The sequence below is a fragment of the Micromonospora sp. DT44 genome, assembly GCF_049841635.1.
Taxonomy (GTDB): Bacteria; Actinomycetota; Actinomycetes; order Mycobacteriales; family Micromonosporaceae; genus Micromonospora.
Map to the genome: position 1 here is coordinate 149,878 of NZ_JBNCKS010000007.1, position 14,026 is coordinate 163,903.

Consider the following 14,026-nt stretch of genomic DNA (forward strand, 5'->3'; position numbering starts at 1 on the left):
GCCCCGGCCGTCACTGCTGCTTGTCCTCGGGGAGCCGGAGCAGGGGCGACCGCCCCGGCGGCTGTTCCGGCGGCGGCCCCGCGGGCTCGGCCGGCGGCACCGGCACCGTCACCGGTTGGTCGCAGGTGACCCGCACCACCTGGTCGTGGTGGCGCAACTCGACAACGTCGTCCGGGCCACCGTGGCGCAGCGCGTACGTCGTCTGGTGCGGTCGGACGTCGACCCGCAGCGCCAGCCCGCGCCACTGAAGGGAGAACTCCAGGCGGCTCAGCCGGCTGGAGAGCCGGGGCGCGAACGACAGCTCGCCGTCGTGGTCACGCAGCCCGCCCAGCCCGCTGACCAGGGCGAGCCACGCGCCGGCCAGCGAGGCCATGTGCACGCCGTCGCGGGTGTTCTCGTTGAGGTCATGCAGGTCCATCAGCGCGGCCTCGCGCAGATAGATGTGCGCCAGGTCGGGATGGCCGACCTCGGCCGCGAGCACCGACTGCGTGCAGGCCGACAGCGACGAGTCGCGCACCGTCCGACGCTCGTAGTAGAGGAAGTTGCGAACCTTCTGCTCGGGGGTGAACGCGTCCCCCCGCCAGTGCATCGCCAGGACCAGGTCGGCCTGCTTGACGACCTGTTTGCGGTACAGGTCGAAGTACGGATAGTGCAGCAGCAGCGGGTACTTCTCGGCGGGCGTGTGCGCGAAGTCCCACTCCTGCAACCGGGTGAACCCCTCCACCTGCTGGTGCACGTCCAGCTCGTCGTCGTACGGCACGTGCATCGACGTGGCGGCGTCCCGCCAGCTCGCCGCCTCCTCGTCGGTGACGCCGAGGTGGAACGCGTCGTCCCGGTAGCGCATCACGACATCGGCGGCGGTGAGCAGGTTCCGCTGGGCCATCAGGTTGGTGTAAATGTTGTCGTTCTTCACCGCCGTGTACTCGTCCGGACCGGTCACCCCGTCGATGTGGAACCGGCCGTGCCGGTCGTGGTGCCCGATCGAGCGCCACAGCCGAGCGGTCTCGACCAGCAGCTCCAGCCCGATCTCCCGCTCGGTGGCGGTGTCCCCGGTGACCAGCACGTAACGTCGGACCGCGTCGGCGATGTCAGCGGCGATGTGGAACGCCGCCGTACCCGCCGGCCAGTACCCGGACGACTCCGGCCCCTCGATGGTCCGCCACGGGAAGGCGGCGCCCTTGAAGTTGAGCGTCGCCGCCCGTTCCCGGGCCTGTTCCAGGGTGCTGTGCCGCCACTGCAGGGCGCTGCGCACCGCGCTGGGCTGGGTGTACGTCAGGACCGGCAGGACGAACATCTCGGTGTCCCAGAAGGCGTGCCCGTCGTAGCCGGGGCCGGTCAGCCCCTTCGCCGAGATCGGCCGCTGCTCGGCACGGGCGCCGGCCTGGAGCACGTGGAACAGCCCGAAGCGTACGGCCTGCTGGATCTCCGGATCACCCTCGACCAGCACGTCGGCCGCGTCCCAGAACTCGTCCAGGTAGGCGCGCTGCTCGCGGTGCAGCCCGTCCCAACCGTCCAACCGGGCGCCGGCCAGCGCCGCGCCGACCTGGTCGCGCAGTGCGGGCAACGAACGTCGACTCGACCAGCCGTACGTCAGATACTTGACCACCCGCAGCTTCTCGCCGGGCTTGAGCACGCAGCCGATGGTGGTGCGCACCCAGTCCTCGTACCCCTCGGACTCGATCGTGGTGTGGTCCGGGCCGTGCACCTCGTGCTCCATGGCGGCGGCGACGCGCAGCCCGGACACCTTCGTGCGGTGGATGAGCTGGCCGCCGTCCGGGGTGGTCAGCTCCTCCTCGGCCAGCAGCGGCGATTCCAGCACGGCCGCGACCCGGGGGTCCTTGCTCTGCGCGGGCAGCGACTCGTTGGCCACCAGCTCGGATTGCACGATCAACCGCAGCGGGCCGTCGACGGCCTCCACCTCGTAGCTGATCGCGGCGACCGACCGTTGGGTGAACGACACGAGCCGGGTGCTGCGGACCTTGACCTCGCGGCCGGCCGGGGAGCGCCAGTGCAGCTCCCGATGCAGGGTGCCGGCCCGCAGGTCGAGGATCCGCTCGTGGGACAGCAGTTCGCCGTAGCGCACGTCGAGCGGCTCGTCGTCGACGAGCAGCCGGATCAGCTTGCCGTTGGTGACGTTGACGATGGTCTGCCCCGACTCGGGGAAACCGTAGCCGGCTTCCGCGTACGGCAGCGGACGTAGCTCGTAGAACGAGTTGAGGTAGGTGCCGGGCAGCCCGTGCGGCTCGCCCTCGTCGAGGTTGCCGCGCAGGCCGACGTGCCCGTTGGAGAGCGCGAAGACCGATTCCGACTGGGCCAGCACGTCCATGTCCAGGCGGGTCTCCCGGATGTGCCAGGGCTCGACGGGATAGGCCCGTTCCCGGATCACGTTCGGTCCCGTTCGCCGGTGGGGTGGGGTGCCGGCGGGGCGGCGTCGCCGGCGTCGAGCAGGTCCGCGAGGTCCTTGACCACCACGTCCGCGCCGTGCGCGAGCAGTTCGTCGGCCTGTCCCACCCGGTCGACACCGATCACGTACCCGAATCCGCCGGCCCGGCCGGCGGCCACCCCGGAGAGCGCGTCCTCGAAGACGGCGGCCTGCGCCGGCTCCACGCCCAGGATCCTGGCGCCGGCCAGGAAGGTGTCGGGTTGGGGTTTGCCCCGCAGCTTCTGTTCCCGGGCCACGAGTCCGTCGACCCGTGCCTCCAGCAGATCCGCCAGCCCGGCCGCGGCGACCACCTCGCGCCCGTTGGCGCTCGCGGTGACCACCGCCCGACGCAGCCCGGCGGCGGTCGCCGCGCGCAGATACCGCACCGAACCCGGATACACCTCGACGCCGGAGGTGCGCAGGCGGTCCAGCAGCAGGACGTTCTTGCGGTTGCCGATGCCGTTGACCGTGTCGGCGTCCGGCGGATCGTCCGGGCTGCCCTCGGGAAGCACGATTCCCCGGGACTCGAGGAACGACCGGACGCCGTCGGCACGGGGCCGGCCGTCGACGTAGCGGTTGTAGTCGGGACCGGGGTCGAACGGTTGGAAGGGCTGCCCGGTTGCCGTGGCGCGCTCGCGCAGGAACTCGTCGAACGTCTCGGTCCAGGCGGCGTTGTGCACCCGGGCGGTCTGCGTCAGCACACCGTCCAGATCGAAGAGACAGGCGGTCACATGAGCAGGTAGGCCCAGCACGGTACGAATCTAACCACCCGGCTGGGTGCGCAAACCCGTTTTGAGCCGCCGGCGGGCCGCTCAGTTCGGCCGCAGGGTCCAGATCACCGTCATGGCCGACGTGGGCGTGCCGTCCTCGGTGGCGATCTCCACCTCGATTCCGAACTCGGGCCGCTGACCGGCCTCCAGCTCCGCGACCACCTCCGACGCCGGACGCCCCAGCCGCGCGGTCGCCAGCACCGCCCCCCGGGCCAGCTTGCGGTAGGCGATCTCGGCTCGGACGGCGAGCGGCACGGCCCGGTCGAGCAGCTGCCCGAAGGCGGCCAGCACGACCGCGCCAGAGGCCGTCTCGCCGAGCGTGAACATCGCCCCAGCGTGCGGGCCGCCGACGTGGTTGTGGGTGGCCGGCGTGTCGGGGAGCCGGACGACGGCCCGCACCCCGCCGTCCGCCTCGGGCGCCACCTCGACGATTTCGATGCCGAGCGTGCGGGCGAACGGCACCGATTGCAGGATGCCGGTCGCCACCTGGCGGGAGTCGATGGTCATGGCCCGACGCTACTTCTCGGTAACCAGGGCGGCAACCAGGGTTTTCCCAGGCTTCGGAGCGTCAGAGGTTGGCGATCGTGCGCAGGATCTCCGCGTAGAAGTTGCCGTCGATGCTGCGGAAGAGGGAGAAATCCTGACCCGGGTCGCCGAAGAACGGGCGCAGCGTCCACGCCAACTGGGTGCCCACGAAGCCGAAGAGCAGGATCCAGATGTAGAGCAGCGTCATGCTGGCCGGGCGCTGCGCGGGCTCGCCGCGCCGCACCGGCGGGTTGGTCCACGCACGCTGCTGCGCCGGGTAACCCGGCGGCAACGTGCCGGTGTGCTGACCACCCCACTGCGCCGGAACAGCCGCCGGGGCCGGGGCGGTGGTCGTGGCGCTCGCGCCCTCGGGCGCGGCACCGTTCGCCGCCGACGCGACAGCCGCGCCGGCCGGAACCGCGACCGGCTCGGCGGTACCCGCCGTCGCGGTGCCCGGCGTGCCCCCGGCGGGCACCGCGACCGGAGCGTTGACCTGGGCCGGAGCGCTGACTGCCGCCGGGACGCCGAGCTGAGCCGGGGCGTTGGCCGCAGCCGTCGCCGGGGCGAGCAGACCGTGGTCGTTGAGCACCTGCATGCCACCGGTCAGGAAGCGCAGCCCGACCAGCGCCGACAGCGTCAGGATCGCCACGTTGAGCAGCTTGAAGAAGCCGTAGTCGGGTGCGGTGATCAGGAAGAAGAGGCTGATCGGCGCGAACGCCACCGCGAGCATCGAGGTGACGGTGATCGCCACCATCACCAGCGCCAACGACTGACGTACCGAGAGCCGGGCGCCGAACACCAGGTTGAACAGGTAGAGCGTGGGCAGGCAGATGGCCAGCGTCACCAGGAACAGCAGTGGCAGCTTCAGCGCGGACGTCAACGCCATCAGTGGGCTGTGGAACGCGCCGAGCACCGCCCCGTAACAGGCGAGGGCGACGGCGGAGCTGGCCAGCATCCGCCCGGTCAGGGCGTTCAGGTCGCCCTCGGCCACGATCTGCTGCCAGATGCCCTGGCGGTCCCGCAGGATGCGCTCGATGACGAGCGGACTGGGACGGTCACCCGACACGGGGGCACCCCTCTCGGTCAGGCACGAATTGGACTAGGTGGGCAGACGGTAGGGCACCGGACGGGCGGGCCGCCACCCCGCTCCGGCGTGGCGTCACCGCCACCCCACGTCGATACGCGCACCGCGCTCGTCGAAGAAGTGCAGCGCGTCCATCCGGACCGACACGGCGAGCGGATGCCCGGCGGTGACGGCCGGGTACGGCGCGAGTCGCACCGCCAGCTCCGCCGGGCGGCGGTGGTGCCGACCCGAGTCGGGCAGGACGCTCGTCGTGCGCGAGACACCGCTCGGCTCCTCCTCGGACTCCACCGGCTTGCCGGTGAGCCGCTGCATCACCGCGCCGAACCGGCGCAGGCCACGCTGGCCCACCGGCGGCGGGTCGAGCGGCGCGCCCATCTCGTCCACCATGATCGCGGTGGCCCCGATGTCGAGGAACGCCAGCGACTCGTGCCCGTGGTGCTCCAGGTATCGGATCCGGCCGCGCAGCACGTCACCGGGGCTGTCCGGGGCGACCGGGGTGAGCGCCTCGGCCCGCATCCCGACCACGATCCGCTCGCCGTGGTAGTGCGCCACCGCCCGGCTGCGGATGTCGTTCCACGGCAGGTAGAGCGACTGCTCGCCGAGGTCGAGCGCGATGTACCGGTCGAGGTGGACGTAGACCGACGCCTCCAGCAGGTTCATCCGGGGGCTGCCCAGGAACGCCGCCACGTAGAGCGTCGCCGGACGGCCGTACACCTGGGTGGGCGTGCCCACGTCCTGGAGTACGCCCCGGCGCATGATGGCCACCCGGTCGGCCATGGTCAGCGCCTCGGCCTGGTCGTGGGTCACGTAGACGGTGGTGACGCCCAGCTCCCGGGTCAGCCCGGAGATCTCCGCCCGCAGCTCGGCGCGCAGCCCACTGTCCAGGTTCGACAGCGGCTCGTCCATCAGGAAGAGTCCCGGCCGCCGGACAATCGCGCGGCCCATGGCGACGCGCTGGCGCTGGCCGCCGGAGAGCTGGCCGGGCTTGCGGCCGAGCACGTCGCTGATTCCGAGCGCGCTCGCCACGTCGGTGACCCGCTCGCCGCGCGGTTCCGGTTCCACCCCGGCCAGCCGCAGCGGAAAGGCGATGTTGTCGCCGACGGTCATGTGCGGGTAGAGCGCGAAGTCCTGGAAGACCATGGCAATCTTGCGGTCGCGTGGCGGCAGGTCGTTCGCGAGCTCCCCGTCGAGCAGCACCGCACCCTGCGTCGGGTCCTCCAGACCGGCGATCATGCGCAGCACAGTGGACTTGCCGCAGCCCGACGGGCCCAGCAACACCATGAACTCGCCGTCGTTCACGTCCAGATTAATGCTGTCGACGGCGAGTGTGCCGTCCTTGAAAACCTTGGTCACATCTTTGAGTGCGACGGTACTCACCGTCAGGTCCCCCACGTCTCTCGGCCGAACTCCTGATGACTGTGACCAGGATCATTGGTCCCGCACATCGGGTAAACGTCTCATGTTCGGCTTATGACGCCACCATTACACGGCGTACGGGGGTGCGAGCTGTCAGCAGCCCTGCGGCTGGTCAGGCAGCTCGCCGAGGAAAACCCGGCGCACCACCCGCTCAGCAGCCCGCCCGTCGTCCAGCCCGCAGAACCGGCTGCGGAAACGCTCCCGGGCCTTGTTCGCCGCGTCCGAGCGCACCGCGTCGGTCCGGAACAGATCGAGCAGGTCGGCGAACGTGGCGGCCACCGCGCCCGGTGGCTCCGCCGTGACGTCGAAGTAGACCCCCCGAGCCAGGCGGTACGCGTCCCAGTCCGGTGTGTAGAGCACGATGGGCCGGTCCAGCACCGCATAGTCGAACATCGCCGAGGAGTAGTCGGTGACCAGCACGTCGGCGACCAGGTAGAGGTCCTCCACCCGCTGGTAGCCGCTGACGTCGCGGACCCGTCGGAACTCCGCCGGACGACCGGGCCGGCGCTCCCGGTCGTGGAAGTAGTGGCTGCGCATCAGCAGCCGGCCCGAGTCACCCAGCGCGTCAACGAGCCGGTCCGGGTCGAACGGCGGCCGGTAACCGGGCAGATGCTCGCGATGCGTCGGGGCGTACAGCACCACCTGCTCGTCGGGGGCGAGGCCGAACTCGGCGCGCAGCCGGCGCACCTCGTCGGGACCGGCGGCGACCAGCCGGTCGTTGCGCGGATAACCCACCTCCAGCGTGGCGTACGTGGCCGGGTAGGCCCGATCCCACATCTGGGTGGAGAAGCTGTTGGAGCTGACGCTGTAGTCCCAGCGGTCCACCCGACGCAGCAGGCCGGCGAAGTCCATCCGGCCCGCGCCGATCGGGTAGCGCTGCTGGTCCAACCCCATCACCTTGACCGGCGTGCCGTGATGGGTCTGCACGTGCACCTGCTCCGGCCGCTTACGGACGAAGTCCGGGTAGTTCACGTTGTTGACCAGCCAGCGGGCGCGGGCCAGCACGCGGTAGTAGGCCGGCGTGCCGGCGACCACGTACTCCACCCCGTCCGGCACGGCGTCCACCCGGTCGCGGCGCACGATCCACACCCCGCGCACCTCGGGGGCCAGCCGGCGGGCGGCCTCGTAGATCGCGGCCGGGTTGCAGGAGTATCCCCGGAACCAGTAGGCGGCGTACACCGCGAGCGTGGGGTCCACGGGCCGGCGCAGCTCCGCCCGGTAGTACTCGCGCAGTAGGCCGTCGCGGGTGAGCCGGGCGCCGCGCCGGGCCACCGGGCCGACCCGACGCCGGGCGGTACGCGCCTGCCGGCGGGCGGTGTCCCGGGCCCGGCTGGCGGCCCGCAGGGCACTGAACGTCCGCCACCGGCCACTCGCGACCAGCCGGTGCTTCACTCCTTCGACGCCCTCCGGCACGGGGTACCCCCCGACCGGCAGCCACCGCGCGTAGTCCGCGGTGATCTGCGCGAAGAACACCGGCCGCAGCTCGGGGGCGATGCGCTGACCATTGCCGAGCACGGTGAGGTAGTGCCAGATCATCCGCTCGAAGATCGCCGGCCGCAGCGCGTCCACGGCCGGCGACCAGGCATCCATCAGGAGGAAGACCCGGTGCCACTGCGCGAAGACCTCGAAGTGCCGGTCCCCCCGGGTCTTCGTGATCGCGCCGGCGCGGCGCTGCCGGTAGTTCACGCACACCCGATCGAGGACGCCGATCTGACGCGCCCCCATCAGCACGGGGTAGCTGAACGAGACGTCCTCGTACCAACCGGCCGCGAAGCGCAGACCCAGGTTGACCAGGAACTCCCGGCGGACCAACCGGTTCCAGGCGGTGTGCAGCAGCCGCATGGCCTCCGGCCGTCCCCGCAGCGCGAACGTCTCCGGACCGGGCGACTCGGGGAACACCTCGGCCATCGCGCTGCGGGTGGCGGTGTCGTTCCAGTGTGTCCGGACGTGGTCCACCAGCAGCACGTCCGGCCGGTTCGCCCGCAGGCGGTCGGCCACCTCCGACAGGCAGTCCGGCGCCAGCCAGTCGTCCCCGTCGAGGAACCACACGTACTCGCCGACGGCCCGGTCCAACCCGATGTTGCGGGCTGGACCGAGACCGACGTTCTCCGACAGTCGGACGGCCCGGACCCGCTGGTCACGGGCCGCGTACTCGTCGATGATCTCGCCGCTGGCGTCCGGCGAGCAGTCGTCGACCGCGATCAGCTCGAGGTCGGTCTCCGACTGGCCCAGGATCGAGTCCAGGCACTCGCGCAGATAACCCTGCACCCGGAAGGCCGGCACCACGAAACTGATCAGGGTCATCCGGCCGCCCCTTTCGTCAGCGCGGCGCGACACCTCCCGCGCCCACCGGCGCGGCCGACGCCCGCGCGCCACGGGCCGGCCGGACGAACCAGGCCAGGACGACGCTCACCACGAAAACCACGAGAAGGTACGCACCGAGTGTAGCCATGCCGATACTCACGACGCCGGCAATCGCCAGGAGGGCGAGCAGCACCGATCGTCCGTCCCAGCCCAGCGTGGCGGCGTGCAGCGGAGGCGCCGCCTGCCGCTTCTCCAAACGGGCGGTCAGGTCGTAGTGGTGCACGGTGAGCACGAAGACGTACCCGAAGATCAGCCACCCGGGCGCGCCACCGACCACACCGACCGCGATCGCGAACAGGTACTCGGCGGCCCGCAACGCGGCCGGCACCAGCCAGTCCAGCGGCCCGTTGTGCGCGGCCCCCGCGCCGAGGCCGCCGGCCAGCAGCACCAGCAACGCCACCGGCACCGCCCAGCGCAGCCCGTTCGGCGCGTCGCCCAACAGGGCGGCGACCAGCAGCGCCGCCGGACCGAGCGCGGCGATCACCGCCAGGGTCAGCGGCCCCATGGGACGGACCACCGGCAGCCGGCGGGCCAACGGACCGTCGTCGCGGTGCAGGGTGGCGTCGACCGTGTCCAGCACCGGCACCCACATCCAGCGGGCCCGCAGCGTCCGCAGGGCACCGGTGTACGCGAACGCCAGCCCACCCCACACCAGCACCGCAATCAGGCTGACCAGCGGGTTGAACAGCGCCACGGTCAGCGCGATCAGCGCCCACCGCTCCCCGATCGGAAAGACGACGGTCCGCTTCAGCCAGTACGACACCGAGCCGGTGTCCGCCTGCACCCGGGTGGACGCGGCGTTCAGCCGGTCACCGATCCCGCCGCTGGCGCCTGCCGTCGTTCGCGGTCGACGGGCCGCCTCGTCGTGCAGCGCCCCGTACCAGGTGTCGGTCATGTGCCGGACGGTCTGCAACGTCATCGCGGCGATGGCGAGGGCCCAGCCGTTGCCCAGCCCGGCGTGGCTCACCCCGAAGCCCAGACCGGCGTAGACCAGGTACTCCTTGGCCCGGTCGGCCATCGTGTCCAGCCAGCCACCCCAGGCGCTGAAGTGCCGGGTGTAGCGGGCCAACTGGCCGTCCACGCAGTCCAGCACGAAGCCCAGGTAGAGCAGCACCGCGCCGCTGACGAGCGCGAGCCGCCCACCGACCCCGAACAGCACCGCGGCACCCAGCGCGAAGAGCACCGAGATCACCGTCACCCCGGTCGGGGTGAGGCGCAGCCGGGCCGCCAACCGCACCACGTACGGCGACCAGGTGCTGACGAAGTACGTCGAGAAGAAGTCGTCCCTCTCCTTCACCGACAGCCGCAGCTCGGCCCGGTCCTCGTCGACCGAGGTCACCGCCGCCTCCGCGGCGACCAGGCCGGGAGCGTCCTCGACCCGGTGCGCCACGAGCAGACGTACCCGCTGGGCGAAGATCAGGGTGCCGAGGGCGGCGAGGCCCGCGACGAGCCGGTCCACGGCGGACCCGGGGTCGTCGTGGCCGGCGCCCCCGGTCGACGGCAGCGGCGACACGTCGCCGACCGGGCCGACCGGAGCGGCGACCGGACGCGCGCCGACGGCGGCGGCCCGGGCGGCCGCGGCGAGGGTCGGCAGGTCGTCCACGCCGACCCGGAGCGCGCCACCGAACACGCCGGTCGCGTCGCCGTCGAGAGCGTCCAGCGGGCCGGCGTCGACCACCTGGCCGCGCTCCTCGCGCACGGCCGTCCGGCCCGGCACCGCCGGGTCACCCAGCACCAGCGCCACGGTCGGTCCCACCGGGCTGGTGGCGAGGTGCCGCAGCACGGCGGCGTGCGCCACCAGGTCGGTGCCGGTGACCAGCAGCGGACCGGTGGCGGCGTCGGCCAGCGCGGCCAGCTCGTCCAGGGTCGCGGCGAAGCGCACCTCGGAAGCGCCGGCCCGGCGCAGCTGGTCGGCGAGCCGGTCGGCCAACGGCTCGCCGCTCGCGGTGGTGAGGCCCGCCGCGGAACTCCCGGCGGCGAGCACGATCGCGAGCGTCACCGCGGGACCGCGGCGTGGTACGCGTCGAGCGCCTCGGCGATGGTGCCGTCGAGCGTCAACCGGCCCGCGTCGAGGTACAACCCCCGACGGCAGAACCGGGTCAGGTCCTTTTCGTTGTGTGACACCAACACGAGCGTGCGCCCCTCCCCGAGCAGACGGTCAATCGTCGCGTAACACTTCTTGCGGAACTCCGCGTCCCCGACAGCGGTCACCTCGTCCATCAGCAGGATCGGGTGCGGCAGGTGCGAGATGATCGCGAAGCCCAGCCGCACCTTCATCCCCGACGAGTAGTGCCGTACGGACGTGTCGATGGCCCGTTCCACCTGCTCGCCGGCGAACTCGACGATCTCGTCGAAGTGCCGCTTCAGGTAGCTCGTCGACAGCCCGTGCAGCCCACCGACCAGGTGCAGGTTCTCCCGGCCGGTCAGGTCGTTGGAGAAACCGGCGGACAACTCCAGCAGCGGCGCGACCGCGCCGCGCACCCGGATGTCGCCCTCGTCCGGGATGAGCACCCCGGCGATCAGCCGCAGCAGCGTGCTCTTGCCGGTGCCGTTGCGGCCGATCACGCCGACGGTCTCGCCCGGCTCGACGGTGAACGACACGTCGCGCAACGGCCAGAACTGGCCGGGCAGGGCGCCGCGCCCACCCCGATGGATGAACAGCTCCCGCAGCCGTAGCTGGCGGCGACGGTTACGGACGAACCGGATGCCCAGACCGTCCGCCTCGATGATCGGCTCGGCCACGTCAGAGTTCCTTGAGCACGGCGGGCTCCAACCGGCGGAACGACCACCAGCCGGCGGCCAGCACCAGCAGGCTGCCGACGATCGTCGTGACGAGCAGCCGGGCGTCGGGGAACTCGTCCGAGTACCAGATCGCGTGGTGCAGCTGGAAGATCCCGACCAGCGGGTTCAGCTCGTACACCACCTTCAGCCAGTGCGGCAGGCCGGACTCCCGGACCAGACTGAGCGGATAGATGATCGGCGTGGCGTAGAAGAGCACCCGGATGATCAGCCGCATCAGCCGTTCCACGTCGCGCATCAGCACGTTCCAGGCCGACAACAACAGGGCCAGCCCGATCAACAGCACGGCCTGCACGGCCACCGCCAGCGGCAGGGCGAGCAGCGACCAGCCGGGGTGGATCCGCCCGTGTGCCGCGTAGATCACCGCGATGGCGGCCAGGATCGGCAGGCCGGCCGCGTACTCGGCGAACCGTCCGCTGACCCGGCCGATCGGAAAGACCTGCCGGGGCACGTTCATCGTGGTGATCAGCCGGGACTGGCCGGTCAACGCGTTGGTCGCCTCGCTCAGGGCCGAACTGGTCCACATCCAGGCGAAGATGCCGGTGATCAGGAACAGCGGGTACGACCCGGCGGCCTCGCCGAGGTGCCGGCCGGTGTCGCGGGAGTAGAGCACCCCGAAGACGAACCAGTAGATCGCGCCCATGCCCAGCGGCTCGATCAGCGACCAGAAGTAGCCCAGCACCGACTGCTGGTACTTGACCGCCAGGTCCCGCCGGACCAGGATGCGCAGCGAGTTGCGGTGCGACCACAGGGCCGCGACGCCAGAGGTCACCGCCGCCTCCCGCCTCCCGCAAACGGACGCCAGGTTAGCAGTCGGTGAACGAATGCCCTGAATCGACCAGCTTCAGCACTCGATCACGTTGACGGCCAGACCGCCACGCGCCGTCTCCTTGTACTTGACCTTCATGTCGGCGCCCGTCTCCCGCATGGTCTTGATGACCTTGTCCAGCGACACCTTGTGCACCCCGTCGCCGCGCAGCGCCAGCCGGGCGGCCGTGATCGCCTTGATGCTAGCCACGGCGTTGCGCTCGATGCAGGGGATCTGCACCAGGCCACCCACCGGGTCACAGGTCAACCCGAGGTTGTGCTCCATCCCGATCTCGGCCGCGTTCTCCACCTGCTCCGGCGTGCCGCCGAGCGCCTCGGCCAGGCCCGCAGCCGCCATCGAACACGCCGAGCCGACCTCACCCTGGCAGCCGACCTCCGCGCCGGAGATCGACGCGTTCTCCTTGAACAGCACCCCGATCGCGCCGGCCGCGAGCAGGAACCGCACCACCCCGTCGTCGTCGGCGCCCTCGACGAACCGGCTGTAGTAGTGCAGCACCGCCGGGATGATCCCCGCCGCGCCGTTCGTCGGGGCGGTCACCACCCGACCTCCGGCGGCGTTCTCCTCGTTCACCGCCAGGGCGAACAGCGTCACCCAGTCCATCACGTGCAGCGGGTCGGCCGTCCCGGCGTCCGCCTCCAGACCGCGCCGCAGCTCCGCCGCGCGCCTCCGGACCTTCAAACCCCCAGGGAGTACGCCGTCCCGCTCGCAACCGCGCTGCACGCACTCCCGCATCACCCGCCAGATCTCCAGCAGGCCCGCCCGGATCTCCGCCTCGCTGCGCCACGAGCGCTCGTTGGCCAGCATCACCTCGCTGATCGACAGCCCGGTGGTGCTGGTGACGTCGAGAAGCTGCGCCCCGGTCAGGAACGGGTAACGCACCCGCGTGCTGTCCGGCTTGATCTTGTCCGCGCCCGCCGCCGCCTCGTCCACCACGAAACCGCCGCCCACCGAGTAGTAGGTGCGGGTCCTGACCTCCTCGCCGGCCGCGTTGAAGGCCGCGAAGGTCATCCCGTTCGGGTGGTACGGCAACGACCGGCGGCGGTGCAGCGTCAGGTCCCGATCCGGATCGAAGTCGATCTCGTGTGCGCCGAGGAGGCTGATCCGCCGCTCGGCACGGATGCGCTCGACGCGAGGACCGACGGTGTCCGTGTCGACCGTCTCCGGGGACTCGCCGGCGAGCCCCAGCAGCACCGCCGGCCCGCTGCCGTGCCCGTGTCCGGTCGCGCCCAGCGACCCGAACAGCTCCGCCTGGACCCGCGCGGTGTCGGTGAGCAGCCCGTCGGCCTTGAGCCCGCCGACGAACGTACGCGCCGCCCGCATCGGCCCCACCGTGTGCGAGCTGGACGGCCCGATGCCGACGCTGAAGAGGTCGAAAACACTGATCATGGCTGCGCTTCCTCGGCGTGCTCCCGTGCTGCGGGGTCCGCCCGGTCGTGGCCACCAGCCGGCAGCCCCGCTCGTGACCGCCCGGTCGGGTGGCCGCCGGCCACCCGGGGTGCGGGTGCCCGACCTGCGAGCCTACCCGCCCAGCACACCCCTTACCCGAGCACCGCAGCCGGTCCATCCGATCATGGCGGCGCGGCCATCCGACCGCCGACTGCCGGCCACCTCTCCGCCACCCCGCCCAGCCCAGCACGCCCCGCCCAGCACGCCCCGCCCAGCACGCCCCGCCCAGCCCGCACGCCCCGCCCGCATGATCGTGGTCGATCCCGGATGTAGTGGCCTCGAGCGCGGCCGGAAGCCCCTACATCCTGGAGCTTGTCTCATCCTGTTTGGGCTGTTCAGGAGTGGTTGACAGGTCTTGTTGGTGTGGTGGG

The 14,026-nt window shown here is 71.6% G+C and carries 10 protein-coding genes; all 10 read right to left on the reverse strand.

Translation table 11 applies throughout. The features are described 5' to 3' along the window. Nucleotides 1-10: 10 nt before the first annotated feature. The 10 genes from ACLQ25_RS06390 to ACLQ25_RS06435 all read right to left on the reverse strand — a co-directional run bounded on the left by ACLQ25_RS06390 (nt 11) and on the right by ACLQ25_RS06435 (nt 13,595). Nucleotides 11-2,386: a glycoside hydrolase family 65 protein gene (locus ACLQ25_RS06390; protein WP_425729966.1), complete on the reverse strand. Its 2,376-nt coding sequence runs from the start codon at nt 2,384-2,386 to the stop codon at nt 11-13. After that, on the reverse strand, nt 2,383-3,174 hold the full coding sequence (locus tag ACLQ25_RS06395) for an HAD family hydrolase (protein ID WP_425729967.1): 792 nt from the start codon (nt 3,172-3,174) through the stop codon (nt 2,383-2,385). Before ACLQ25_RS06395 ends, ACLQ25_RS06390 begins: the two co-directional genes overlap by 4 nt. 60 nt (nt 3,175-3,234) lie before the next feature. Then, complete coding sequence (locus ACLQ25_RS06400; RefSeq protein ID WP_425729968.1) at nt 3,235-3,699, reverse strand: DUF4442 domain-containing protein; 465 nt, start codon at nt 3,697-3,699, stop codon at nt 3,235-3,237. A 61-nt stretch (nt 3,700-3,760) separates the two neighbouring features. Then, on the reverse strand, nt 3,761-4,783 hold the full coding sequence (locus ACLQ25_RS06405; RefSeq protein WP_425729969.1) for a hypothetical protein: 1,023 nt from the start codon (nt 4,781-4,783) through the stop codon (nt 3,761-3,763). Between the two features lie 93 nt (nt 4,784-4,876). After that, nucleotides 4,877-6,178 (reverse strand): ABC transporter ATP-binding protein, encoded by a 1,302-nt coding sequence (locus tag ACLQ25_RS06410; protein WP_425729970.1) that lies wholly within the window; start codon nt 6,176-6,178, stop codon nt 4,877-4,879. Between the two features lie 132 nt (nt 6,179-6,310). Continuing rightward, entirely contained in the window at nt 6,311-8,521 is a 2,211-nt protein-coding gene (locus ACLQ25_RS06415; RefSeq protein WP_425729971.1) for a bifunctional glycosyltransferase/CDP-glycerol:glycerophosphate glycerophosphotransferase, read from the reverse strand. 16 nt (nt 8,522-8,537) lie between these two features. Beyond that, nucleotides 8,538-10,580, reverse strand: a complete 2,043-nt coding sequence (locus ACLQ25_RS06420) for a DUF5941 domain-containing protein (RefSeq protein WP_425729972.1) — start codon at nt 10,578-10,580, stop codon at nt 8,538-8,540. After that, a complete protein-coding gene (locus ACLQ25_RS06425) occupies nt 10,577-11,323 on the reverse strand; it encodes an ABC transporter ATP-binding protein (RefSeq protein WP_425729973.1) in 747 nt (248 codons plus the stop codon). Before ACLQ25_RS06425 ends, ACLQ25_RS06420 begins: the two co-directional genes overlap by 4 nt. A 1-nt stretch (nt 11,324) precedes the next feature. After that, nucleotides 11,325-12,152: an ABC transporter permease gene (locus ACLQ25_RS06430; protein ID WP_425729974.1), complete on the reverse strand. Its 828-nt coding sequence runs from the start codon at nt 12,150-12,152 to the stop codon at nt 11,325-11,327. Between the two features lie 72 nt (nt 12,153-12,224). Further along, on the reverse strand, nt 12,225-13,595 hold the full coding sequence (locus ACLQ25_RS06435; RefSeq protein ID WP_425729975.1) for an L-serine ammonia-lyase: 1,371 nt from the start codon (nt 13,593-13,595) through the stop codon (nt 12,225-12,227). Nucleotides 13,596-14,026 lie beyond the last annotated feature (431 nt).

Excerpts from the sequence above, each read along its gene's own strand:
- ACLQ25_RS06400 (WP_425729968.1), bottom strand. The coding sequence starts at position 3,699 with ATGACCATCGACTCCCGCCAGGTGGCGACCGGCATCCTGCAATCGGTG.
- ACLQ25_RS06415 (WP_425729971.1), bottom strand. The coding sequence starts at position 8,521 with ATGACCCTGATCAGTTTCGTGGTGCCGGCCTTCCGGGTGCAGGGTTAT.
- ACLQ25_RS06435 (WP_425729975.1), bottom strand. The coding sequence starts at position 13,595 with ATGATCAGTGTTTTCGACCTCTTCAGCGTCGGCATCGGGCCGTCCAGC.